Source organism: Aeromonas sp. R5-4 (assembly GCF_040908215.1).
Classification (GTDB): Bacteria; Pseudomonadota; Gammaproteobacteria; order Enterobacterales; family Aeromonadaceae; genus Aeromonas; species Aeromonas veronii.
Map to the genome: position 1 here is coordinate 113,165 of NZ_JBFODG010000014.1, position 24,443 is coordinate 137,607.

Below are 24,443 nucleotides of genomic sequence, written 5' to 3' on the forward strand. Positions count from 1 at the left end.
TCAATCCCATTGCTCTGTCTCACCGTAGGCGGTCAAGCCTTCACGAATCGAAGAAAGCTGCTGCCACTCCTGTTTACGAACCAGGGTTTCCTGCTCGCAGAGTTGCAATGCCTGTCGATACAAAATTCGGGCTTTATCTCTTGCTGGTTGCAACGCAGCCCAGAGTTGGGGATTCCGGCTAACTTGAGAGACAAATTGTGCGAAACGTCCATCGGTTAGCCTGACTGCATCCCACTGGCCAGCTTGCGCTTGTTGCAGCAAGAGCGTACCCAACCCCAATAACTGACGCTGGCGAGTCTGCAATTCGGTCTCACGCAACACGGGAGCAATACCTGACATGACGAGCCCCAAAAAGAAGATAAACCAGCCCACAAGCAAGGAGTGGGCCAGACCGAGAACCAAGAAATTTCAATATGTTGGGCGTGAGGAAGAACGGAGAGGAAGGAAGTACTACTTCCGTATTAACGAGGATGACGCGCCATTGCTTCCCAACCCTCTTTCAGCTCTTGCAGGATTTTGCGCACTTCGGCAAATCCCTCAACATTGTTGGAGACGCTGATCTCGAACAATTTCTGACCGCAGTAGTCATAAAGACGATGCAGATTGGCTGCCAGCTCGCCACCTTTATCCATATCAAGTGCGCTGTCCAACCCGCCAAGAATCTGCAAACACTTGCTGATTGCCTGACCCTTTCGTTCAAACTGGCGGGCAAGAATATGTCCTTCGGCTCTGGCCATCTCGTCGAGCAGCCCCTCCATCAGCATCAGTACCAACTGATGCGGATCAGCGCTAGCAGCCTTGGCCTGAGTAGCGGCAAACTGATAAGCATCGTAACCATCTTGATGTTCAAACATGTAAAACTCGCTTGCTCCGGATGAGGCAGCCAAATAGCAAGACCCCTTACAGGGCGCCCATGGTCTGCATCATCTGATTCATGGTGGTAAATTGGTTGAGGTAGCGCTTATACGCGGAATTCATACGGCGATCCAGCGCTTCCATTCGCTCATTCACCCGCTTTTCACTGGCTTCCAAGCCACTCTTGCGCCCTTTGAGTGCGCCATCGCGCTTGGTGTAGGGATCGAGTGAAGTGCTCATCCGCTTGAGCAGACCATCATCCCCCATCAGTGCCTTGCCCAGCAGCTCGGGATCTTTCTCCAGTGCCTTGTTGAAGTCAGTCTCGTTGAAGGATAGCTTGCCGGTCTTGTCTGTTTTGATGCCAAGGCTGCTCAGGCTGAGCCCATTGGGCAGATCTCGCACACTGTTGGAAAGCACGCTCTTGAGGCTGCGTACTCCGCTATCGGAAGAGAGCGCCCCGGGAGCCTTGGGGTCACTGGACATCATCTTGGCCAGTTCGTCGATCAGCTCGTTATAACTATCGGTGAACTTCTTGAGAGAGCCGGTGACCGCCTCTTTATCCTGTTCGACAGTCACCTGCAGAGGCGCATCGCCGCTCTTCTGTGCTTTGGTGAGCTGGAGGGTCAGGCCATCGACCACATTTTCAATCTTGTTGCTGGCCGAGGTGATGGTTAGCGGATTGTTCCCGCCCATCTGCAACTTGGCATTCTGGGCTTTGGTGATCTCGCTCTTGTTGGCAATGGCAGTTCCCAAGGAAGAGCTTGCATCACCGCTGTAATTCACCGTAATGGCATTCTCTTCACCACTATCCTTGCTGGTCAACACCATGTTGACCTTGCCATCAGTCCGAACCAGTGTGGCTTTCACACCCGGGTTATCCTTGGCATTGTTAATATGGGAAACTAGATCCTTCACTGTCGATCCAGCAGGCAGGGTAGCCAGATCGATATCGAGCGTCTTGCCTTTGACTGTGAGAGAAAAGATACCATCCGCAGGCAGGGGGGCCGTCTCGCTATCAAGGCTAAGACCAACCTGGTGAGACTGGGCTAACTGCTCCACAAAGAAGTTGTATTGCCCCGAGCTGGCCTTTCCATTGCTCGTCACCGTCATGAGCCCTTCTTGGGACATGGTGGCCTTCTGGGCTTGCAGGTTGGATGCCTTATTCAGATCCTTGAGCATGGTCTGGAAGGTCGACAGCTTGGTCGTGAGTGTGCTGATTGCACTCTGCTGCCCCTTGATACTGTCCATCTGCTTTTTCAGCAGCTTATCCATATTCTGGCGCTCGATAGCTACCAGTTGCATTGCCATGCTGGCCGGATCTACTTGCATCACTACACCCTTATTCTGTGGCATGCCTGTTGGAAAATGTCCTTTAATCCCTTTCCAACCGACACGTAATGGCTAAACAAAAGGCCGCCCCCATAGGAGCGGCTATATCACCTGTTAACGCAGCAGGGAAGTGACCATGCCGGTCATCTGGTTGGAGTTGGACAGCACGGACATGCCAGCCTGCATCAGCATCTGGTTCTTGGTCATGTTGGTGCTCTCCTGGGCGAAGTCGGCATCCATGATACGGCCGTTCGCCATATCGGTGTTCTCTTTCATGTTGGAGAGGTTGTTGACGGTGTGCTCCAGACGGTTGATGTTGGCACCGAAAGCAGAACGAGCCTCACCGATCCCCTTAGAGAAAGTATCCAAATCTGTCATCGCTGCCGTTGCTTTGGCCTGGTCAGCAATGCCAGCCTTCACATTAGTACCATCGGTACCTTTACCAGTACCAATCACACTTTTCAGGGCTGTAGCCAGTGTACCTGTATCTTTTAATTCCAGTTTTTCAGCGGTGGTGCCCCCGATCTGGAAAGTTACGTTCCCTTGGAAACCACTACTTGCAGCAAGCAGTTTCTGACCACCAAAAGTGGTGTTGTTGGTGATGTTATCAAGCTCGGAGCGCAGCTCAGTAAATTCTGAGTTCATAGCTGTGCGATCTGCAGAAGTGCTTGTTCCGTTTGCAGACTGGGTGGCCAGATCCTTCATGCGTTGCACGATATTGCTCATCTCGTCCATAGCACCTTCAGCAGTCTGCATCATGGAGATGGCATCCTGAGAGTTACGCATACCAACTTTCTGACCGCTGGACTGCGCTTGCAGACGAGTAGCCATCTGCAGACCTGCGGCATCATCGGCAGCGGAGTTGATACGCAGACCAGTGCCCAGACGCTGCATGGCGGTGCCCAGCATCTTGTTGGTGGAGTTCAGCTGGTTCTGAGTAGTCAGAGAAGCGAAATTGGTGTGAATAGACAAACCCATAACATGATCCTCATTTAAAGCTGCGTTCGCAGCAAATAACTGTACAAAAGTAAGAAGCGACAGCTGTGAGCAAAGACTTGAATCAGGAAATAGAAATTAGAGGAATAGAGGCAAAACAGAAGAAAATAAGAGCGGGCTGAAGAGAGAAAATAAAAAAGGCACCCACACCAAAAATCAGGATGAGTGCCGCACAGAATTAACGCAGCAGGGAAGTTACCATGCCGGTCATCTGGTTGGAGTTGGAAAGCACGGACATGCCAGCCTGCATCAGCATCTGGTTCTTGGTCATGTTGGTGCTCTCCTGAGCGAAATCAGCATCCATAATGCGGCCATTCGCCATGTCAGTGTTCTCCTTCATGTTGGAGAGGTTGTTGACGGTGTGCTCCAGACGGTTGATGTTGGCACCAAATGCAGAACGAGACTCACCGATTTTCTGGGAGAAAGTATCCAGCTTAGCCATAGCATCGGTAGCTTTCTTTTGATCCCCGATCCCTGCAGCAATATCAGTGTCCAAGGTACCCTTACCAGTGCCAACGACCTCCGCCAGAGCCTTGGCTAGGGTTCCTGTTTTTTTCAACTCAAGCTTCTCAGCGGAAGTACCGCCTATCTGGAATGTCACATCTTCCTGGAAGCCCTTGCCAGTCTTGAGCAGTTCTTGCCCGCCGAAAGTGGTGTTGTTGGTGATGTTGTCAAGCTCAGAGCGCAATTCGGTAAACTCGGCATCCATGGCTTTACGGTCTTCTGCGGTACTGGTGCCGTTAGCAGACTGGGTAGCCAGATCCTTCATACGCTGAACGATATTGCTCATCTCATCCATAGCACCTTCAGCAGTCTGCATCATGGAGATGGCATCCTGAGAGTTACGCATACCAACCTTCTGACCGCTGGACTGGGACTGCAGGCGGGTAGCCATTTGCAGGCCGGCAGCGTCGTCAGCTGCGGAGTTGATGCGCAGACCGGTGCCCAGACGCTGCATGGCGGTACCCAGCATCTTGTTGGTGGTATTGAGCTGACTTTGAGTAGTCAGGGAAGCAAAGTTGGTATGAATAGACAAGCCCATGATGTAATCCTCGATATGACGCTGCGGCGCAGCATGGTTAGGTTGACATCAGATAGAGACGACAACTTTTTGCCGGAAATTTAGGGCTCTGTTCTTATATTTTTTCAGGTTGCTCAATGGATAGGAATGGCCGTGCTAAACTCGCCGGATTAATTTATAGGCATGTTTATTGCTTTGAATTGCAATCCTTCACTATCGGAAAGCGACATGGCAGCATTTCTATATACCCCTCTGTTTGTCACGCAATTTCAATGCATTGGAGATGGCTGCAAAGACAACTGCTGTCATAGCTGGACCATCAGTATCGATAAAGCGACGCTCCGCAGTTATGAAAAACACCCGGATCCCGTAATACAATCGCTGAGCAAACAACACATCCGCAAAGTAAAGAGAAGCAATGAACAGTGGGGTGTCATAACCCTTGACGAGCAGGGAGCCTGCCCTTTTCTTGACGAGAAGCGATTGTGTCAGATCCACGGCAAAGCAGGGCCAGATGCACTGAGCCAGACTTGCAAGGCCTACCCCAGAACCCAAACTCGGCTAGCCAACCAGCTCAAGAAATCTCTGGTTCTCTCCTGTCCCGAGGTCTGCCGACACCTGTTGCTAGATCCAATGGCAATGCAGACTGAGGAGACCCCGCTCAGACAGCCTCTCCCCTTTACCACGCCGCCCTCCACGGCAATGGCAACCCTGCATAGTCTGAGCATCCACGTGCTGACAGCCACCGGTCTCCCGGTCGAACTACGCCTATGGCTCATCGGACTGCTGCTTCATCGGGATGCAACCTCCTTGTCGCACGAAGCATTTCTCGAGCAGGTCGCGGTAATGGCCGACCAGGGGGAACTTCACGTCATATTCGAACAGTTGCCCTCCATGCCCACATTGCAGTGGTGGGGACTGAGAACGATCACCCATCAGCTCCTTGCATATTCGCAGGGAAGACGTGGCCGGCAGACCATGCAGTTCTGCCTAGACAAAATAAATCAGGTACTAGAGGGCGTTTATGACGAAGGCAAGCTGGCATTGCTGCAACAAGCCTGGAACAACAAGGTAGCCCCCTTTCTGGCCATAAGGCCTCACATTCTCAACAACTATCTGCTCTATTACGTCTACAACAACAACTTCCCACTGCAGCAGACCACCCCGTTCCAGGCCTATCAGCTCCTGGTGATCGATTACTTCCTGCTGCGTAACTACCTATGTCTTCTAGCAATGGACAAGGAGCTGGAAGAACAGGATGTCATCGATCTTTTCTACAGTTATCACACCATACGCCAGCACAACCGGAACTTTCTCAAGACCATAGAAGAGGGACTAAGTACCTCAGTTTTTTCATCCGACCTCACTCTATACGCCTTGCTGAAACCCTGAAAAAGAGACCGCCAGCATGTTGCTGGCGGTCTCTTTTTCCATCTTGGCGGTGATGTAGCACGTCATCCCTTATGTGAGCAGTGCCACCACATTCTGGCGCGATACGTTGGCCTGAGCCAGCAGACCTGACATGGTTCCCATAAAACCACCCTCCCTGAGCTGCTCACCCAGCTTGCCCTGAAGCTGCTCAAGCTCCTGCTGTTTCATATTCTGGCTACGCGCCTTGACCCGATCGAGCTGCTTGACCATCCGCTGGCGGAACTGCTTCAGCTCCCGCACAGACTGTTCGATCTCCCCAAGCAATCTTTTCAGGCGCTGTTGCTCCTGTCGCAACTCACCTTTGTCGATACCTTCACTCAGCTGGGTCAACTGCCCCGGCTTTGCCTTAAATTGCACCGGAACAGGGTTTCCGGCAGGAATGCGAATGCCTTCCCCACTAAGCAGAACAGGTTCGTCCAGTTTGCGCCGATGTAACTCAGGCACACTTAACTCCAGCTTGCCCAACTCGTTGAGGCGCGCCTGAATATGCTCTTTGCGTAGTGCACGATCCAGCCGGGTGACCACTTCCGATTCATTGGCTCCAGCAGGCAACATCACTTCAACTGCACTGCTGCTCTGTGGGAAAGAGAACACCAGGCGCTCGGCGCCCGACTTGGGGGTGAGCAGGTCAAGCCGCTCTGACCCGTAACTCACCCGACTGTCCCCTGCAGATGCCAGCAAACGTGGCTTTAATTCGGTATTAAGGGGAGCTTGGGGTTGGGTCAACTTCTCTTCCAACACTTTCAGGCGTGACACCAGATCGCCGCTCGCCGCCCGATTCTGGCCGAGTTGCTGTTCGAGGCGCTTCAATTCACCCCAAATCTGGCTCAAAGCCTGCTCTCCCCCTTGAGCCTGAGCGATCCGCTGCTGCGCAGTCCCGATCAAAGCCCACCGATCCAGCCGGACGATATTGGGGTGACGCTCAGTTTCGCCGGTTGGCCGGGACGCACTCTGAGCAGTTAGGCGCCCGTGCAATCTGGGCTGGGCAGGTGTTTCGACCACTCCACCCAAACGGGTTTGCTGAATCTGCATCATGGCTCCCTGAACCTGAATTTATGGCATGTAGTTGAAGAGGCTGAGTCCGTTAACCTTGGCAAATGCCTGCTGCTGAACTTGCAAAGCCATCAACACATGGGCCTGCTGGGTAACAGCACTGGCATAGTCGAGGGACTCTATCTGATTGCTCACTTCCTTGCTATAGACCCCTTTCTCGGCATGCCCCTCATCGACCTGATCAAGCAGGTTCATACGTGCACCGATGGTGCTCACCATCTGGCTGATATCGTCCTGCAACACCTTGCTACGATCCAGCATGCCGCGAGCCTGATCGGCAGCATCGGGGGCTCCGCTCTCCATCGCGGCGACCATGGAATCCAGCTGTTTGAAAAAGTCGCCATTGTCGATAAACAGCTTGTCCGCAGTCTGGTTGAGCCCCACCGTCACACCATTGGCAATGCTGACTTCGCGAACCAGACTATCGCCCTGGTACTTGTAACTGCCGAAGTCAGGATCTGCCGGATCTGTGACCTTGACCAAGGCAGGCTGATCGACCTTGCTACCGGTAAACAGGCTGGAACCACTCTCATTGCGCGCATTGGCAAGATCGAACAAGCCATCTTTGATAATCGCCGCCTCGGTCGCCACGGCACGGCGATCATCTTCAGAAAGCGAGCCGTTTGCAGCAGTCTGGGTCAACTCACGCAAGCGCATCAGCATGTTGGTCATCGACTCCAGCTGGATTTCGCCCTGAGAAAGCTGGCTTTTGGCATTGGCAATATTCTTCTGATACTGCTCCATCGCTACCTGCTCCTTCTTGAGGCCGAGCAGCCGCACACTTCCCACAGGATCATCGGAAGGCTGAAGGATCCGTTTGTTTGAGGAGATCTGGCGATCGAGGCGGGCATACTCGCCGAAACCGTGCTGCAGATTATCAAGCATGCTGAGCTGGATCTGGTTGGTACTGATGCGCATGGTCACTCCGTCAGAACATGTTCAGGATGGAATTGAAGAGCTGATCCGAGGTGCTGATCACCTTGGCATTGGCCTGATAAACCTTGGTGTATGCCATGATCTTGACCCCCTCTTCATCGGTGTTGACCCCACTCACGCTGCTCAGCTTGGTGGCCATCTGCTTCTCCATATTGGCATCAGCCTGCATGGTCGCCTTAGCCTGTCCACTCTGGACCGCAATCCGGCCAAGCAGAGCACTGTACGCGTCGTACTGGCCTTCCTTGATGGTGATGATCTCCTGCAAATTGCGATTGTCACCTTTACCACCGCCGGCCTTTGCAAAGGCAAGATGATCGCCGGTAAAACCATCGGCAACCTTCAAGGTTCCGGAAGGGTTGAGCGGATCGTAGCTAAACAGGGGTTTACCTGGATCACCATTCAAATCGACGCCACCGGCCTGTTTGGCATTGAAGTCATCAGCCAGCTTCTTCGCCATCTGATTAAGCTCGTCGCGAAGCGGACGCAGCACATTGGCGCGATAATCCATCACCCCGGCCAGAGACCCGCCATGCAGCGCTGGAACCTCAAAGGTTTGCGGACCAAAACTCAGGCTAAGTTTGTCACCGGCCAGCGAAAGGGTACTGCTGCTTCCGGATAGTACCAACGGCTGCCCCTGAGGCAGACTGATCGAGAACGAACCATCGCTCTGCCGGTTAACCCTCACCTCCATATAGGTTGAAAGCTCGCGCACGACCTGTTCACGACTGTCTTCCAGTGTGGATGTATTAACCCCTTTGGAAGTCTGCTCGCTGATCTGGGTATTCAGTTCGGCAACCTGCTTCAGATAACTGTTGACCTGAGAAACCGTGCTGTTCAGCTGATCGTCGATCTGCTTCTCCTGGGTCAACATACTCTCGTTGAGCTGACCAAAACGGTTCGCTAACGCACCGGCCGAGCTGACGATTTGGCTGCGTTGTGCCGGGGTTTCCGGGCTGTCGAGCGCAGCGCTGAGGGAGGCAAAGAAGCTGTCGAGCCCCTTGGTGATATTCATCGATTCACTACCCAGCAGCTGCTCTGTAGTGTTGATGTACTGGTAAAACGAGTAGGAGGAGCCTGTCGCCGAGCGGCTACGCCAATGCTGGGAAACCAGATAATCATCCGTGATCCTGCGAACACCGGTTACCTCTACCCCCTGGCCATTATCCAGCCGACCAAAACCGGACAGGCTGCCCATCATGGCCTCCTGGCGACTGTAGCCGATGGTGTTGACGTTGGCGATATTCTGGGCGGTGACATTCAACGCGATTTGGGCCGCGTTAAGTCCGCTAAAACCGATATTGAGCAGCGACATCAATCAACCTTCTTCATTTTTACCGAGTTGAGAGGCTGGCTGAACGCAGCCAGGGTCTGCTGCTCTGAAGCGACCACCCCGTCCGGATTCTTTAATGACGGAGCCAGCTGGTTGACCATCTGCTCCCGCAGACCTATGCCACCTCGCTTGACCATGCTCATCGCCAACTGGCTGTCATACATATCGCGATAGAGGGATTGCCCCTTGATAATCTTGTCGTCCTCATCCTGCAGGGCATCCGTCGCCGAGCGCATATGTTTGAGCACGGTTTGCAAAAAACTGACTTCAAACTGACCGGCTGCAGCATCCAGCGCGGCACGCTGATCCGGGTTGCTTTTGATTTGCTGCAATTCATTGAGATCCTGATAAAAACCGGGATCCGAGCTAATTCTGGTCATGATAATCCTTAGATAACCACCAACTCACCTTCGAGGGCGCCAGCCTCATCAAGCGCTTGCAAGATGGCCATGACATCATCGGGGGTTGCCCCGAGTGAATTGACAGCCTTGACGATCACCTCCAAAGAGGTGCCATCCGGCCAGACAAACATGTTGTTACGTTCCCGATCGACCTGGATCTTGGAGTTGGGGGTAGTCGTGGTTTGCCCATTGGAGAAGGCGTTGGGCTGACTGACCGTCTGACTCTCGCCAATCGTCACCGTCAGACTGCCATGACTGACGGCAGCTTTGTGAACCTTGACCCCCTGCCCCATCACCACAGTGCCGGTTCGACTGTTGAAGACCACCTTCGGCCGCTCCTGACCCGGATCCACCTTGATATCCTCCAGCAGGGCCATAAACGCGATGCGCTGGCTCTCGTCCCTGGGGGCTGCAATCTGAACCCGCCCGGCACTCACCGCTCGGGCAACCGGCCCCAGCTGATGGTTGATGGCGCGCTCCACATTACGGGCCGTCTTGAAGTTGGGTTGATGCAAATTGAGGGTCACTTCCGGCTTTTCGGCAAAATTGCTTACCACCTCTCGCTCGATGGTGGCGCCATTGGGGATAATCCCGGCTGTCGGCACGTTAATCGTGACCGATGAACCTGATTGCCCTTCCGCTTTCACCCCGGCGACGACCAGATTGCCCTGCGCCACGGCATAGACTTCACCGTCGATACCACGCAGGGGGGTCAGCAGCAGAGAACCACCGCGCAGACTCTTGGCATCACCAATGGAAGTCACGGTCACATCGAGCAACTGCCCCTTGCCAGCCAAGGCGGGTAGCGTGGCCTGAACCGAAACGGCTGCCACGTTCTTGAGCTTGGGATCGATATCGTCCGGTAACTGCACGCCAAACTGCTTGAGCATGTTGGCCATGGATTGGCCGGTAAATTTGACCTGGCTTTTGTCACCGGTCCCGGAGAGACCGACCACCAGACCATAACCCACCAGCTGGTTGGTTCTCAGCCCCTGTACATCGGCAATATCCAGCAAGGCTCGTTTGGCCGGTGCGGCAGCCTGACTAACCCAGGGCAAGCAGAGACACAGCAGGGCGATAAACCATCTGTTCATGTGATTCCTCAAAATGGCGCAAACGCCGAGCTAAAGAAGCGGCCCAGCCACCCCATCTGGTTACTGTCGGCGAGGGCACCACGACCGGCATAGGTGATGCGGGCATCAGCAATGCGCTGGGACGAGATACGGTTGCTCTGGTCAATATCCTCGACCCGAACCATGCCGCCCAATCGGATATACTCATCCCCCTGATTGAGGCGGATCCACTTTTCACCGCGGATCCCCAGCACTCCGTTGGGCATCACTTCCGCGACAGTCACGGTTATGGAACCAGCCAGGGTATTTTGCTGGCTGGAGGTCGCACCGCCATCAAAATCCCGATCAGTACTGAGGGTCGCCCCCCAGTCGGGGCGCAGTTTACCGCCAATAGAGGGGGCCGGCACATTCATGCTGCTGTTTTTGCTCATGCTGGTATTGGCTTTCTTGCTCGACTGGGTACGCTCTTCCAGCACCACGGTGAGAATGTCACCAACACGGTAAGCTCGCCGATCCTGAAACAGGGTCATCATGTAGTTGCCACGATAGAGGCCACCATCTTCGCTCTGCGCAGCCGTGGTCACCTTGGGACGGGATGGCGCCCATTTCTCGTCACCTGGCTCGGGCGCCTGCAGCTCATAGGTGGCACAGCCGCCCAACAGCAATACCAACCAGATATAACGCAGCATCGACTTCATCATTACAGTGCCTGAGTGACAAACTTGAGCATCTGGTCGGCGGAAGAGACCACCTTGGCATTCATCTCGTAAGCCCGCTGGGTCGTGATCATGTCAACCATCTCCTCGACCACGTTCACGTTGGAACTCTCCAGCGTGAATTGCTTGACGGCCCCCATCGCCTCTTCACCCGGTACACCTTCAATGGGCTCACCGGACGCGCCGGTTGCACGGTAGAGGTTGCCACCGAGGGCTTCCAGACCAGCCGGGTTGGCGAAATTGGTCAAGGTGATGCGGCCCAGCTCGACGTTCTCTTGCTGACCGGGCAACGAGGCGCTGACAGTGCCGTCGGTACCAATGGAGATCTTGGTTGCGTTATCAGGGATCTGGATCTGCGGCACCATGGGCAAACCATCCGCGTTAACCAGCTGCCCCTCGGCATTGCGATGCCATTGACCATTACGGGTATAGGCCGTCTCGCCATCCGGGCGCTCGACGCCGAAGAAACCGGCACCGACCACCGCCATATCCAGCTCCTGATTGGTATTCTGGAATTGGCCGGAGGTGAAGACCTTCTGGGTACCCACCACCCGCACACCATTACCCATCTGAATACCGATAGGCGCCAGATTCTGCTGATCCTGCTGGGCACCCGGCTGGCGCTGCACCTGATAAAAGAGATCTTCAAACGCTACCCGATCACGCTTGAAACCAACCGTGTTCACGTTAGCCAGGTTGTTGGAGATACTGGACATCTTGGCATCTTGTGCCGACAGACCTGTTTTACTGACCCATAATGCTGCGTGCATTGTTATTCCACCTTGTTCATCAAGCCCAATCCATAAAGAAGTGGCCAGATACCGGACATCAGCCCGATACCGTCAATCTCAACCCTGACCGGAAATCAATTTGGCCCCTTGACGAGCCTGATCATCCGCCGCTTTCATCAACTTGACCTGCAGTTCGAAATTGCGGGTCAATGACATACTGCTGACCAGCTCATCCACAGCATTGACGTTGGCCCCTTCCAAAAAGCCGGATGCCATTACCACCTGCTCGCTACTTTCGGCATCCCCCCCCTGGCGCATCCGGAACAGACCATCGTGGCCTTTTACCAGCTCAGCCGGATCAGGATTGACCAGCTTCAAGCGGCCTACATCAAGCCGGGCGCCACCACCCGGAGGAGTGATGCTCAGTGTGCCATCCTTGCCGAAACTGATGTCACGATAAGCGGGCAGCACCAGCTCGCCCCCCTCCCCCAGCACCGGCCGGCCATTGAGGGTCAACAGCCCGTCGGCATCGGCCTCCAGGTTACCAGCACGGGTATAGGCCTCTTTGCCATCAGGCGTCTGCACCGCCAGAAAACCCTCGCCACGAATCGCCACATCCAGCTTGCGACCGGTCTGCATCAGAGGGCCAGCTTTGAAGTTGGTCCCGGCCATCTCTTCTCTGGCCATTACCCGACTCTGGTAACCATCGCCCGTCAGGGCATAAGCAGAAACCCGCTCAAAGTCAGCCCGAAAACCGGCAGTATTGACGTTGGCCAGGTTATTGGCCCGGATTTGCTGGGCCATCAGGGTATGCTGCGCCCCAGACATGGCGGTGTAGATAAGCTTTTCCACGGGTTACCCTTAGAAGGAGTTGAACAGAACCTGGGTCATCTTGTCAGCGGAACTGATGGTCTTGGCGTTGGCCTGATAGTTACGCTGGGAAGTCATCAGGCTAACCAGTTCACCGGTCAGATCCACGTTGGAGCTCTCGTAGGCCCCGGCAGTCAACTGACCCATGGTGCCGGTTCCCGGCGCCCCCAGTACAGGCTGACCCGAGCTGAAAGATTGCTGCCAGGTGGTGTTGTTGGTCTGCAGCAGACCATTGGGGTTGGCGAAGTTTGCCATGACCACCTGACCCTGCTTCAGGCTCTGACCGTTGGTAAAGGTGGCATAGACACCACCATCGGCATCAACCCGTATACCGGTCAAATCGCCAGCGGTGTAACCGTTGGACTGGTTACGAGTCGCGTTGAAGTCAGAGGCATACTGGCTGACACGTGCAATGTCCACCTGCAGCGAAATGGGGTCTGCCCCCGCTGGGGCAAGTGCCAGAACCGGAGAGGTAGTCGGCGCCTTGAGCGTCCCGTTGCTGTTGAACTCCATAGTCACCGGAGCTCCGGTCGTGGTGCCATTGAAGGCATAGTTGACCTGCCAGGTGTTGGCTCCGGTTTTGACAAAATACTGGGTGACCGTGTGCTCAACCCCGAGCGAGTCATAGACCTTGCTGGATTGGGAGTAGCTGAAACTGTCTGACTTGGCTGGATCGAAGGGATGAAGAGCGGGATCGATCACGCTGGCATCCGCTTTCAGGTTGGCAACAAACTCCAGCTTGTCGGATGCCTTGGCAGGCAGGCTGCCAGCTTTTACCTGAATGTCACCGATCACGCCGGATTGCAGCTCACCAGCGTCATTGGTGGTATAACCCTGCAGTCGGTTGCCATTGGCTGTTGTCAGATAATTATTCGGATCCCGCTGGAACATACCGGCTCTGGTATAAGAGGTCTGTCCGCTGCCATCTTTCAGCACAAAAAAGCCACTGCCAGAAATCGCCAGATCGAGCCCACGCCCGGTCCGCATCACATCGCCGTTACGATCAAAGTTCTGAGAGACGTTGTTCATCTCGACACCGCCAGCCTGACCACCACCATAAATGGCGGCAAACTCGGCACGGCTGGATTTGAAGCCTGCGGTACTGGCGTTGGCCACGTTGTTACTGATTACACTCAATTCCTGGTTCACGGCGCGCAGGCCGCTCAATCCGATACTGAAAGACACAGTGTCGCTCCTCTCTGATTACGCCGATTTACCGAACTGGATTGCACTGAACAGCGGGACATCGCCCACACCGGCAACCTGCAGCATGATTTCACCCGTACCGGGCAAAGTGACGCGTTCCACCTTGCTGGCAACATAATTTTTGGATGTGGTGGCAACTCCGTTGAGTGACGCCTTGACCTCGAAGCTGTACTCCCCGGCAGGCAGCTCCGGCAGTTCATAATCCAGACCGCCAGCCTTGCTTTCGCCCCAGCTCTTGGTCGCCACCAAAGTGCCGTGTTCGTCATACACCTTGAGCTCAACCTGATCGGCGGCCCCCGCCAGCTCGACCTGCCCGCGAATAGCTTTGTCATCACTCTTGGTCAAGGTCTTGCTAGGTACCATCACCTCTTTGTCGATCAGATCCGTGCTCTGCAGTACCTGCTGGGTATCCATCATGTTGATGGACTTCTGCTGCAGAAGCTTCAGGCTCTCGACCCCTTCCACCATGCTGAACTGGGCCAGCTGGGTGACATATTGGGCCCCATCAAGCGGGTTGGTGGGATCTTGGTTCTGGATCTGTGCCACCATCATCTGCAGGAATTCGTTACGTAGCTGCATCCCGCTATTCTGGTTGGCTTGCGTTTCCTGAGCAGCAGCGGCGCCATTGGTGGCGATCTTGGGGTCAGCAACAGCCTGACCCGTACCACGCGCCGTATCCAGACTGCTTATCTGTGGCAGACTCATGGCTTAGGCTCCCTGACCAAGACGCAACAAACCTTGCTGCATGCTGTTGATCCGGTTGATAACCTCTACCGAGGTTTCAAAACCGCGGGAGGCGCTCATCATGTCGGCCATCTCTTCCACCACGTTGACGTTGGAGTAGTAAACAAAGCCATCCTGATCGGCCATCGGGTTGGTCGGCTCCAGCCGTTTCTCGACCTGACGGTCGGACTGTACGATACCCGCCACTTGCACCGACGCGGCTCCGAGGCCATCGGCATCCTGAATCTGCTGATAGAGAGTGGAAAAAACCGGCTTGATGGCACGAAACGCGGAGTCTTCACTGGCGGCCGCGCTATCCACGTTGGCCAGGTTGGAGGCTACGGTATCCAGCCGCACGGTCTGGGCGCGCATGGCACTGCCGGCGATGTCATAAATCTTGTTGAACGACATGGTTAACGGCCCTCGATCGCCTTGGCGATCCCGGTAATCTTCATATTGAGGAAAGTGAGACTGGTCTGAAAATCGGTGGCGTTGTTAGCAAATTTGCCCTGCTCAACCCCCAATTCGGCGGTATTGCCATCCATGGAGACCTGATAAGGAATGCGATAGAGGGGGTGACGCATATCGTCACGCATGGCGCCCAGGCTGATGGCCTGACTCTCCTCGCCCGCAGCAACTTGCTGCGCGACACGGCCCAGAATCGTCTTATAATCGACATCCCGAGCCAGATAGCCCGGTGTATCCACGTTGGCCAGATTTCCCGCCAGAATACGCGCCCGCTCCGCCCTGACATCGAGGGCATAAGGGTGTACGCCGAGGGCGCTGTCAAATGAGATACTCATGCTTCATCCTTTATCGTTCACTCAGACCGGGGTTACCCTTATCAAGACTCATGCCAACCATGAAGATACCTAGTTTCAAGCGGTTACCATGCTCCATCCGCCGCAAGCAGATGAGAAATGAGGAAGTGCGACTTCCCGTGTGGAAATGGAGTGGCATCCTCTGGCTACTGCTGAGCGCATTGACTCACGGTGCCCCACAGGCGCAAAGCGCCATGCTTGAACAGTTGCTTGAACAAGATGCCCGCCAGAATCTTGATGACTACGTCACTCAACAGGGATGGCCTGCAACCTCAGGGGAGTTTCGGGTCTGGCTTGCCCCTTCCGCCGAGCACCTTCCTCCCTGCCCCTCACACTCACTCTCGTTACAAGCAGGCGGTCAGTATCGGCAACCCTGGGGACGACGCCCCTATCTCATCGAATGCACAGATCCCGCCTGGCAAGTGCGCGGACGGGTAGAGGTCTCGTTGCTGTTGCCGGTCTGGGTTGCTGCACGGGATATCGCAAAAGGCCAGGCCATCAGCGCCAGCGATCTAGTGGAGAAAGAGCTGGATGTCAGCCGCATACAGCGCGGGTTTACCCCGAGCAATCACTCCCTGCTGGGCCATAAAAGCAACCGGCATCTGAGAAGCGGACAGCTCATCGGTGAGCTGGACTTACAAAAAAGTTGGGCGGTCAAACAGGGGGAAGGGGTACTGATCCGCGCAGGGAAAGGTGAGTTCTCCGCCACAACCAGAGGAGAGGCCCTCGATAATGGCGGAATAGGCGACGGGGTCAGAGTGAAAAATCTTAGCTCTGGCAAAGAGATACAGGCATGGGTGACTGATATAGGGGAAGTTGAAACCCGTTTTTGAACCAAGATCGCAATTTGATTCAAGTTCGACAAGCCTTGGGTCGCTTGTCATAGACAGACCATCAGGAATTTATGTTATGAAAATTACCCGTACTGACTCGCTCTATATTCAAAACCAGCCTGGCCGCAAACCGGATGTCACGACCAAGCCGGAAACCAGGTCCGCACAGTCATCCGAAACCCGGATCAGCAGCACAGCGCAGTCAGTAGCCAACGCCCGCAGCCAGCTGGCAACCACATCCGACGTCGACATGGACAAGGTCAACGAGATCCGCAAAGCCATCAGTGAAGGCAAACTGGAGATCGATCTGGATGCGCTGGGTCAGGCCATTCTGGATATGCATCGCCGATGAGCGTGGATACCAAGGCCACCGTCAAGGCATTGATCCTCGGGATCCAGCAGGATAACGGCCACTACACCGAGCTTACAGCCTTGTTGCTGCGCCAACATGCACTGCTGGCAAGCCATGATGTCGATGGCCTGCAAGTCCATAACGAGCAGCAGACAGCGCTGATGGCCAAGGTGACACAACAGGCAAAGTTACGCTGCCAGCAGCTGCAGACATTGGGCCTCAAACCCGATGAGAAGGGGATGGCCACCCTGATAGCCAAGCTGCCACTTCCCCTGCGCACCACGGTAACCAATCAATGGCAACAGCTTGAACAGCTGCTGCACCAGTGTCTGCGCCAGAATGATCTCAATGGCCGCCTGCTGGCAGGCCAGATGGAGACGATTCATTCGCTGTTGGGACAAGAGTCAGGTTATCGCGACCCGGACAGCATCACGGATTAACCTTCCGTCTTACTCTTTGCGGGTCAGGTGACGCAAACTCGCCAGCTCATCCAGCTGCAGTTGATCCCGCCTCTCCTGCTGCTGGCGAGCAACATCATCACGTCGTGCCAGCAATAGCTCCAGCCCCTTGACCCGCCCGAACTGCCGGACAAGTTCCCCTTCGTGGCGCTCCAGATCCAGTCTGGCCAGCGCAGATTGCTGCACCTGATGGGAGAGCAAGCGGCGCAACTGGCCATCCATCTGTTGCTTGTTTTGCCATAGCAAAGGGTGAAACTTGTCGGAACCGGGCCGCAGCGAGGAGATCACTTCCTGCAATTTGTGTGCTCGCTGCTCTTCCCGCAACGCCAGCTCCCGCAAGCGTCGACGCTCGGCGCCAAGATTTTCCAGTTCTTCCTGTTGCAACCCCAGATAAGACTTCAGCATAACGAATCCTTATCCCTGCCCCAGCACCTGCTTGAGCCCAACCATCACCTGTTCAAAGGCCATCTCTTCATGCAAGCCTTGCTGCAGAAATGCCGCAATCCCCGGATAACGCTGAACAGCTTCATCCATCTGCGGATCGGCCCCGGGTTGATAACCACCCAGTGGCAGCAGTTCACGCACCTGCTGATAGCGTCCCCACAGCTGGCGCAAGGTGACCGCCAGCTTTTGCCATTCGGCAGGTACGACTTGCGGCATAACCCGACTGACCGAGGCACCGATATCGATGGCAGGATAGTGGCCCTCTTCTGCAAGACGGCGGGTCAGCACGATATGACCATCGAGAATGGCGCGCGCCGCATCGACCACCGGATCCTGCTGGTCATCCCCTTCAGCCAGCACTGTGTAGAACGCACTCAGACTGCCATCCGGATGCGTGCCGTTACCGGCTCGCTCCACCAGCTGGGTCAGCATGCTGAATACCGAGGGCGGATAGCCCCGGGTCGCGGGGGGTTCACCGATAGCCAGCGCGATTTCCCGCTGCGCCTGGGCATAGCGGGTCAGCGAATCCATCAGCAGCAGCACATCCTGCCCCTGCTCACGGAAATACTCGGCAATCCGGTGGCATAGCTGGGCCGCTCGCAACCGCATCAGGGGAGATTGATCCGCTGGCGCCGCAATGACCACGGCGCGAGCCAGACCATCGGCCCCCAGACTGTGTTCGATGAATTCGCGCACTTCACGGCCCCGCTCACCAATCAGTCCCACCACCACAATCTGGGCTGCGGTATTGCGGGTCATCATGCCCAGCAACATACTCTTGCCGACCCCCGAGCCGGCGAACAGCCCCAAACGTTGCCCCTTGCCAACCGTCAGCAGGCCATTGATGGCGCGGATACCGACATCCAGCGGTTCACGTACCGGGGTTCGCAATAGCGGATTGGGGGGAAAAGCAAACAGGGGGACACTGTCACCAACGTCGGGTAACGGCAGCCCGTCGAGGGGCTGCAGCAGGCCATCGAGTACCCGCCCCAGCAGATGACGACCAAGCCGAACAGTTTCCTCTCCATCGATCGGTTCGACCTGAGCCCCCGCGAAGAGGCCACTCATCGGCTGCAGCGGCATCAGGTAAGAGATATCCCGGTTAAAACCGACGACCTCGGCCAGCAAGGGGGCGCCACTTGCCGTGCTGACACGACAACGCTGCCCCATCACAAGTTGGCAGCCGACTACTTCCAGAGTCAAACCGGTCACTCGCACCAACCGGCCAAAGTGACGAAATGCGGGTAGCTCATCCAAATTGTCCAGCGCACTGGTCAGTGCCTGCTGCAAGGCTTCATGCATCTTGCGGCACGTCCAGCGAGCTGTTGAGCTGTTCGATGCAGGTTGCCAGGCGGGAGCTGGTGCTTACCTCGACGACAGCAGCGCGGGTCTCGATACGGGCATCGCCTACCCCAAGCGCGGCATCAACTTGCAATGGCCACCCTTCGCAGCGAGTCACCCCCTGCTCGGCGAGTCGCTGTCGATCTCCCTCATTGAGATAGATCACCAGCTCTTCCGACTCACTCGGCAAGGTAGCCAGCGCCTGCTCGACCTGATTCATCACCTGCTGCGGATTGAGGGTGAACTCGGCCATGATGACCCGCTTGGCCACCTGCGCCACCAGCTGGGCAATCAGCTCTTTCTGCTCGGCCATCCGGGCCCGGCTCAGTGACTCCCACTGCTCTTGCAGCTTGGCAAACGGCACCATTGCCTGTTCGAAGGCAGCGCGTCCCTCCGAAAGGCCCTGAGCAAACCCGCGGGTTTGCCCTTGTTGCAAACCGGTGCTCTCGCCTTCCTGCAGGCCGCTGGTCAGCCCTTGCTGATAGCCGGCTTGATAACCTTCGTCATGACCTTGCTCCAGCCCCTGCTGATAGCCGAATTCAAACTGTTCTTGCTGGCTCCGGGCCTCTTCCCCACTCTGACCGAGCGCAGGGAAACGATACAGACGGGTCGCCCCAGGCATCAATTTGCGCACATTGTGACTCATGAATGCCTCCTGTTAACTGACGGTGGGCTCTTCGAACAGCTGGAACTCGATCTCGCCCTGCTCCACCAACTCGCGGACCAGTTGCATGACCTCTTCCCTTGCCTGTTCGACCTTGCGCAAAGAGACACTGCCCTGGTTCTGGATCTGATCGTCCAGCGCCTGAGCCATCCGCTTCGGCATGGCACCCAACACCACCTTGCGGAAGCTGGTTTCGGTGTTCTTGAGAGCCAATGCCAGCAATTCGCTGGGCAGCTCCTGCACCAACCGTTGCAAGGTGTCGTCGCTCTGACGGCGCAACGCCATGAAATCGAACATGTTCTTCTCAATTTCAAGCGCCATATCACCATCGTGTTCCCGCAACAGGGAGAGCATCTGCTCCTTGTCACCCTGATAACGGTTGAGAATATCGGCTACCTGCCGTACCCCGTTTACCTTGGCACCGGATTGATCTGCCACGTAGGTGAGACAGCGATCCAGTGTCAGCCTGAGTTCGCCCAGCACATGTTCACTGACACTGCTGAGACTGGCGACGCGCACCAGCAAATCGTCATGCACCGAGCCGGGCAAGGCATCGAGCACGGCTGATGCGGTCTGGGGCGGCAGGAAGGCCAGCAGCACAGCCTGCATCTGGGGATGCTCGTTGCGGAAGAAACGGGCAAGCACATCGGCAGGCACCCATTGCAGGCGCTGGATATCCTGACTCATCACATCGCCGTACAGACTGTCGAGCAGACTACGGGAGAGTCGTTGCCCCAGAGCAAGATCCAGCGTCTGTTCCAGATACTCCCGTGAGGCACTGCCAATTCCGCTCTGCTCACGGTAGTGATTGAAGAACTGCTGCAACGTCCACTTGGCTTCCATCGAGCTGACGCCAGAGAGAGAGGCCATCTTGGAAATCAAACGCTGCACTTCGTCACGGGAGAGCTTTTGCATTACCTTGGCTGCTGACTCTGTCCCCATGCTCAGCAACAAGATGGCGGCCTTCTCAAGGTTGTCGATATCGATATCAACGGCACTTTGATTCAAGTTAACGCTGTTCATTGCCACTCACCCATGCTCTGACAACCTCCGCCACCCGGGCGGTATCTTTTTCAACCAGCAACTGCAAATGCTTGAGCTGAACCTCCAGCTCGGATCCAGGTTCCGGCAACGACTCCATATCGAGTGACGAGAACTGGGGCTCCATCTTGTTGTCAGTACGGATCAGACTATTTGAAAGTGCAGACGTCAGCTGGGGATCATCGTCATCCCTGCGCATGGACAATCCGACTGTGGGCTCCAGATCTTCCTCAGTCTCACTCATTTCCATATCCGGCTGTTGCTGGGTGCGAACCAGATGTTTCACCAACGGCCGAATACCGAAGAAGACCAGTGTCAGGCCAAGCAAACCGCCGACCAGATAACGCAGGGAGTCTTGCCAGTAAGGGGTCTCCCACCAACTGGATTCGGGAGCGGCTACTTGTACTGCACCATTGAAATCGAAGGCCTGCAGACTAATCTGATCGCCACGCGTCTCATCGAAACCGACAGCACGCTCTACCATCTGACGGATCTGTTCCAGTTGCTCGGCACTCCAACCACCTTTCGGAGCGATCTGCTGATTGAGCAGAATGGAGACGTTAATTCGCTCCAGCCGCCCCTGCTGGTAACGGGTGTGCACTATGGTGCGACTGTTTTCGTACTGCTTGCTGACTTCCTGACGCTCGGTACGAGTGTCATTCTGTTGTGTAGCGGTATTGGCATTGCCTTTGTCAGCACCAGCCTTTTCATCTTTTGCCGCCGTTTCAGGCGGGCGGTTGGATAACGCCCCCGGGATCCCCATCGCCAACGCATCGATGGTCTTGTCTGACTTGTTGGACTCGCGAGTCACCACACCTTGCGGATCGAGCTGCTGCTGGGTCTCTTCGACAGCGTTGAAGTTAACGTCTGCCGCAATCTGCACCTTGAAATTGGTGCTGCCCAGTATGGGATAGAGCATGTCATTGGCACGCTGACGAATGTATTGTTCCAGCTTGCGGACATACTCCATCTGTTGAACGCTCTGCTTGCCAAAACCGACCTTGTCCCCCAGCTCTGCGCTGAGCAACTGGCCAGATTGGTCCACCACGGTCACGGCACCAGGTTTCATTCCGGAAATACTGCCCGCCACCAGATTGGCAATCGCCTCGACCTGACCCGCTTCGATGGATTGGCCCGGTTGCATATCGAGCATTACCGATGCGCTGGGTTTCTCCTCATCGCGCCCCACGAACAACGTGCGTTTCGGAATAGCCAGATGAACGCGGGCACTGCGCACGGCATCGAGGGCTATGATGGTACGGGCCAGCTCCCCTTCCAGGGCATGACGATAACGCGCCCCTTCCATAAATTCGCTGGTACCCAGTCCGGTTACGTTGTCCAGCCCTTCCAGACCAGACGGCATGGCTGCACGCACCCCTCGTGCAGCAAGCGCCATCCGGACATGAGCAAGCTGGTTTTCAGGAACCAGTACCTGACCAGTACTCTTTTCCAGACGGAAAGGCACCTGCTCTTTCTCCAGCATCTCCATGATGTTGGCGGTATCGTATAGCTCCTGTTTGCCATACAGGGGTACATAGTTTTTGCTGGAGGTCCACAGGATAACGACTATGGTGCCTGCCACAATGGCAGCCAGCAGAGCAATGGTCAGGATCGATTTGTTGTCACGGGAGAGGGTACGCCAGTTGCGTAATCCCTCTTGTAGCCTGATTTTGAGCGAATCAGGGGCTGCCCCCTGAGGAGACGTTACCAGTTCAGTCATCTGTTACCTCAGAGCGGCATGCGCATAATGTCGTCAAAACCGGTCATCAGCTTGTTGCGAACCTGCATCAAGGCTGAAAAACTCAAGCCGGCTTTTTGACTCGCCACCATGGCGCCCACCAGATCATCGCTCTGCCCAGCATCAACCGATGCCATTAATTTTGACGCGACATTCTGCTGTTCATTGACACGCCCGACCACATCCCGCATGGCATCGGTAAATGATGCTCCCGACAGATCATTGGATTCGATAGAAGGGGTCTGACTTGCGACACGCTGCATCTCCTGCATCTGCTGCAGTAGCGTCACCTGTGATGACATCATCTGAATCTTCACTCTTTATCCCTCTGCTTGAATCTGCTGTTCAATATCAATGCCTTGCTCACGCATCGCCGCAAGCTTGTAGCGCAATGCCCGGGTTGTCATGCCCAGTGCATCGGCTGTGCGGGTACGATGGCCACGAAAGCGGCGCAAGGTCTCTAATACAAATTGGAACTCGGCATGCCGCCGGGTTTCACTCAACCCCTCCGGAACATGCCACGCCTCTGATTCAACCATTTCTGGCTCTGCCACACAGTGTGGCAGCATCAGATCGACCGCTTGAATATGCAAACCACGCGCCATAATTAATGACCGTTGAATGACATTATCCAGCTCTCGTACATTTCCTGGCCATTCATATGACAGCAATAGCTGACAGGCACGTTCACTCAGGCGATAGCCCCGCTGGGATGCATAACGTTCAATAAAGTAGTTGGCCAGCGGAATAATATCGTCAGGGCGCTCCCGCAATGCGGGCCAATTCATCGGCAATACATCCAGACGATAGAAAAGGTCTTCACGAAACAATCCATCGGCAACCAGTTTACGCAGATCTTTATTGCTGGCGGCAATGATTCGAACATCAAGAGCAATCGTTTGATTGCTGCCAAGTCGCTCAACTTCTTTTTCTTGCAGCACCCGTAATAATTTTGCCTGCAGGTTCAAAGGAAGCTCTGATATTTCATCCAGCAACAAGGTTCCCCCCTGTGCCAACTCAAATTTGCCGGGCTGGGCAGAAACAGCACCGGTAAATGCACCTTTATTGTGGCCAAAAAGAATTGACTCAAGCATTGCCTCAGGAATGGCTGCACAATTAATCGCCAAAAAAGGTTTTTCCGCTCTGGCAGACATTTCGTGAATATAACGGGCTAACCGCTCTTTACCTGTTCCTGACTCACCACCAATCAGAATGGTGGCAGAGGTTTTGGCTGCTCGTCGGGCCAGTTGCAACACCTGCAGGCTCATGGGAGAAACGGCGATAAGATTAGGGATTGCCTGACGAAGGCGTAAAGCACCACGGACAGCATCGAGCAATTGCTGGGGGCAGAAGGGTTTGACTATATAGTCGATAGCTCCGGCACACATGGCCTCAGCAGCAATGGCTGCCTGATGTTCATTGACAATGATGACACAATCGAGACCATTAAATTCACGCAGAATACGCGGCCCGAGCTCGGTCATGGCATCCATATCGAGCAGGATCAAATTGACACTATCATCAGCGATAATGCCCTTTGATTGTTTAACAGAATTTACACTTGATACCCTGAATCCCTCTGTGGACAAGGCCTGTTTGACATCATTTTCAGCCGTTAATACTGGCTGTATCAATAATATATGTGGTGTGGAACTGCGACTACACACCCCGACTGTTGTATTTATGGATAATCCCGAAAACATAGAAGTCTGACACCTGTTACAGTGGATAGAACAATCAATAAAAATGGAGAGTCAGACACAAAGACGCTGTACAAAATCACACCAAAAACGGCGTGATTTTGTTTAGAGATGGTATCAAGGATATGTCCAGATACACCTTGGTAACCCCGCTGTCATTAGCTTTCCTGCTGTTAGACCGGAGGCTTTGCGTCCTGACTTTTCAGTTCAGTTTGCCCTTATCATGTGATAGTCCGGAACCGGACGACACGGCCAGAATGTTCAATTGACCGTGAAGTAACACATTGTATTGTCTTTTTTGTTATTTATATTGCACACATTGCTGCGTCAAATTTCGCCACATAATATAGTATTCATACGGCAATTCAAGCCAAATGCGG

Annotated in this window: 28 protein-coding genes and 1 riboswitch; of the genes, 4 read left to right on the forward strand and 24 right to left on the reverse strand. The window is 55.0% G+C overall.

Annotated features, from left to right (window positions below):
• From AB5Y83_RS06050 to lafA (AB5Y83_RS06070), 5 genes are all read right to left on the reverse strand, one after another.
• A complete protein-coding gene (locus tag AB5Y83_RS06050) occupies positions 1-402 on the reverse strand; it encodes a hypothetical protein (RefSeq protein ID WP_019444800.1) in 402 nt (133 codons plus the stop codon).
• A 59-nt stretch (positions 403-461) separates the two neighbouring features.
• Entirely contained in the window at positions 462-854 is a 393-nt protein-coding gene (gene lafC, locus AB5Y83_RS06055) for a lateral flagellar export chaperone LafC (RefSeq protein ID WP_019444801.1), read from the reverse strand.
• A gap of 46 nt (positions 855-900) precedes the next feature.
• Positions 901-2,184, reverse strand: a complete 1,284-nt coding sequence (lafB, locus tag AB5Y83_RS06060) for a lateral flagellar capping protein LafB (RefSeq protein WP_139428326.1) — start codon at positions 2,182-2,184, stop codon at positions 901-903.
• Positions 2,185-2,298: 114 nt separating this feature from the next.
• Entirely contained in the window at positions 2,299-3,162 is an 864-nt protein-coding gene (gene lafA / locus AB5Y83_RS06065; protein ID WP_019444803.1) for a lateral flagellin LafA, read from the reverse strand.
• 196 nt (positions 3,163-3,358) lie between these two features.
• A complete protein-coding gene (gene lafA, locus AB5Y83_RS06070) occupies positions 3,359-4,222 on the reverse strand; it encodes a lateral flagellin LafA (protein WP_019444804.1) in 864 nt (287 codons plus the stop codon).
• 162 nt (positions 4,223-4,384) lie between these two features.
• Here lafA (AB5Y83_RS06070) and fliB point away from each other — a divergent pair, with 162 nt between their 5' ends.
• On the forward strand, positions 4,385-5,593 hold the full coding sequence (gene fliB / locus AB5Y83_RS06075; RefSeq protein WP_368174852.1) for a flagellin lysine-N-methylase: 1,209 nt from the start codon (positions 4,385-4,387) through the stop codon (positions 5,591-5,593).
• A gap of 69 nt (positions 5,594-5,662) precedes the next feature.
• Here the strand turns inward: fliB and AB5Y83_RS06080 are convergent, their stop codons facing one another.
• The 12 genes from AB5Y83_RS06080 to lfgB form a co-directional block, all read right to left on the reverse strand.
• Positions 5,663-6,463 carry a hypothetical protein gene (locus tag AB5Y83_RS06080; protein WP_234880010.1) on the reverse strand — a complete coding sequence of 267 codons (801 nt, stop codon included), beginning with the start codon at positions 6,461-6,463 and terminating at the stop codon, positions 5,663-5,665.
• Between the two features lie 222 nt (positions 6,464-6,685).
• Positions 6,686-7,603: a lateral flagellar hook-associated protein LfgL gene (lfgL, locus tag AB5Y83_RS06085; protein ID WP_021231865.1), complete on the reverse strand. Its 918-nt coding sequence runs from the start codon at positions 7,601-7,603 to the stop codon at positions 6,686-6,688.
• Between the two features lie 10 nt (positions 7,604-7,613).
• Positions 7,614-8,933, reverse strand: coding sequence for a lateral flagellar hook-associated protein LfgK (gene lfgK, locus AB5Y83_RS06090; RefSeq protein ID WP_139747758.1), 1,320 nt, complete (start codon positions 8,931-8,933; stop codon positions 7,614-7,616).
• Entirely contained in the window at positions 8,933-9,331 is a 399-nt protein-coding gene (locus AB5Y83_RS06095; protein WP_019444809.1) for a rod-binding protein, read from the reverse strand. Before AB5Y83_RS06095 ends, lfgK begins: the two co-directional genes overlap by 1 nt.
• A gap of 8 nt (positions 9,332-9,339) precedes the next feature.
• Positions 9,340-10,446 carry a lateral flagellar basal body P-ring FlgIL gene (gene fgIL, locus AB5Y83_RS06100; protein ID WP_368174853.1) on the reverse strand — a complete coding sequence of 369 codons (1,107 nt, stop codon included), beginning with the start codon at positions 10,444-10,446 and terminating at the stop codon, positions 9,340-9,342.
• A gap of 8 nt (positions 10,447-10,454) precedes the next feature.
• Positions 10,455-11,126, reverse strand: coding sequence for a flagellar basal body L-ring protein FlgH (gene flgH, locus AB5Y83_RS06105; RefSeq protein WP_265773890.1), 672 nt, complete (start codon positions 11,124-11,126; stop codon positions 10,455-10,457).
• The gene (lfgG, locus tag AB5Y83_RS06110; protein ID WP_005336212.1) at positions 11,126-11,911 is read right to left on the reverse strand and encodes a lateral flagellar basal-body rod protein LfgG; all 786 of its coding nucleotides are present in this window, start codon (positions 11,909-11,911) and stop codon (positions 11,126-11,128) included. Before lfgG ends, flgH begins: the two co-directional genes overlap by 1 nt.
• 78 nt (positions 11,912-11,989) lie before the next feature.
• Positions 11,990-12,724, reverse strand: coding sequence for a lateral flagellar basal-body rod protein LfgF (lfgF, locus tag AB5Y83_RS06115; protein WP_005336213.1), 735 nt, complete (start codon positions 12,722-12,724; stop codon positions 11,990-11,992).
• A gap of 9 nt (positions 12,725-12,733) precedes the next feature.
• Complete coding sequence (flgEL, locus tag AB5Y83_RS06120; protein WP_043821922.1) at positions 12,734-13,927, reverse strand: lateral flagellar hook protein FlgEL; 1,194 nt, start codon at positions 13,925-13,927, stop codon at positions 12,734-12,736.
• Between the two features lie 18 nt (positions 13,928-13,945).
• Positions 13,946-14,653 (reverse strand): flagellar hook assembly protein FlgD, encoded by a 708-nt coding sequence (locus AB5Y83_RS06125; protein WP_368174854.1) that lies wholly within the window; start codon positions 14,651-14,653, stop codon positions 13,946-13,948.
• A 3-nt stretch (positions 14,654-14,656) separates the two neighbouring features.
• On the reverse strand, positions 14,657-15,082 hold the full coding sequence (gene flgCL, locus AB5Y83_RS06130; protein WP_021231858.1) for a lateral flagellar basal body rod protein FlgCL: 426 nt from the start codon (positions 15,080-15,082) through the stop codon (positions 14,657-14,659).
• 2 nt (positions 15,083-15,084) lie between these two features.
• Positions 15,085-15,474, reverse strand: coding sequence for a lateral flagellar basal body rod protein LfgB (gene lfgB, locus AB5Y83_RS06135; protein ID WP_021231857.1), 390 nt, complete (start codon positions 15,472-15,474; stop codon positions 15,085-15,087).
• 212 nt (positions 15,475-15,686) lie between these two features.
• Between lfgB and flgA the strand changes: the two genes are divergently transcribed.
• The 3 genes from flgA (at position 15,687) to AB5Y83_RS06150 (ending at position 17,117) form a co-directional block, all read left to right on the forward strand.
• Positions 15,687-16,325, forward strand: coding sequence for a flagellar basal body P-ring formation chaperone FlgA (gene flgA, locus AB5Y83_RS06140; protein WP_272901694.1), 639 nt, complete (start codon positions 15,687-15,689; stop codon positions 16,323-16,325).
• A gap of 76 nt (positions 16,326-16,401) precedes the next feature.
• Complete coding sequence (gene flgM, locus AB5Y83_RS06145) at positions 16,402-16,677, forward strand: flagellar biosynthesis anti-sigma factor FlgM (protein WP_043821914.1); 276 nt, start codon at positions 16,402-16,404, stop codon at positions 16,675-16,677.
• Positions 16,674-17,117, forward strand: coding sequence for a flagellar protein FlgN (locus AB5Y83_RS06150; RefSeq protein ID WP_021231854.1), 444 nt, complete (start codon positions 16,674-16,676; stop codon positions 17,115-17,117). Before flgM ends, AB5Y83_RS06150 begins: the two co-directional genes overlap by 4 nt.
• 9 nt (positions 17,118-17,126) lie before the next feature.
• On the opposite strand, the gene lfiJ is transcribed toward AB5Y83_RS06150, so the two are convergent.
• Genes lfiJ through lafK form a run of 7 tightly spaced genes read right to left on the reverse strand, consistent with a single transcriptional unit; the run spans position 17,127 to position 24,066 of the window.
• A complete protein-coding gene (gene lfiJ / locus AB5Y83_RS06155; RefSeq protein ID WP_005336226.1) occupies positions 17,127-17,540 on the reverse strand; it encodes a lateral flagellar protein LfiJ in 414 nt (137 codons plus the stop codon).
• Between the two features lie 9 nt (positions 17,541-17,549).
• On the reverse strand, positions 17,550-18,881 hold the full coding sequence (gene lfiI, locus AB5Y83_RS06160; RefSeq protein ID WP_236398730.1) for a lateral flagellar FliI-like assembly ATPase LfiI: 1,332 nt from the start codon (positions 18,879-18,881) through the stop codon (positions 17,550-17,552).
• The gene (gene lfiH / locus AB5Y83_RS06165; RefSeq protein WP_005336232.1) at positions 18,874-19,566 is read right to left on the reverse strand and encodes a lateral flagellar assembly protein FliH; all 693 of its coding nucleotides are present in this window, start codon (positions 19,564-19,566) and stop codon (positions 18,874-18,876) included. The genes lfiI and lfiH overlap by 8 nt, the downstream gene beginning before the upstream one ends.
• Before the next feature lie 12 nt (positions 19,567-19,578).
• Positions 19,579-20,607 carry a lateral flagellar motor switch protein FliGL gene (fliGL, locus tag AB5Y83_RS06170; RefSeq protein ID WP_005336238.1) on the reverse strand — a complete coding sequence of 343 codons (1,029 nt, stop codon included), beginning with the start codon at positions 20,605-20,607 and terminating at the stop codon, positions 19,579-19,581.
• Positions 20,594-22,336, reverse strand: coding sequence for a lateral flagellar M-ring protein FliFL (gene fliFL, locus AB5Y83_RS06175; protein WP_368174897.1), 1,743 nt, complete (start codon positions 22,334-22,336; stop codon positions 20,594-20,596). The genes fliGL and fliFL overlap by 14 nt, the downstream gene beginning before the upstream one ends.
• A 17-nt stretch (positions 22,337-22,353) precedes the next feature.
• Entirely contained in the window at positions 22,354-22,680 is a 327-nt protein-coding gene (gene lfiE, locus AB5Y83_RS06180) for a lateral flagellar hook-basal body complex protein LfiE (RefSeq protein ID WP_005336241.1), read from the reverse strand.
• A 3-nt stretch (positions 22,681-22,683) separates the two neighbouring features.
• Positions 22,684-24,066 carry a lateral flagellar response regulator transcription factor LafK gene (lafK, locus tag AB5Y83_RS06185; RefSeq protein ID WP_050576524.1) on the reverse strand — a complete coding sequence of 461 codons (1,383 nt, stop codon included), beginning with the start codon at positions 24,064-24,066 and terminating at the stop codon, positions 22,684-22,686.
• A 136-nt stretch (positions 24,067-24,202) separates the two neighbouring features.
• Positions 24,203-24,290, reverse strand: a riboswitch (cyclic di-GMP riboswitch).
• Positions 24,291-24,443 lie beyond the last annotated feature (153 nt).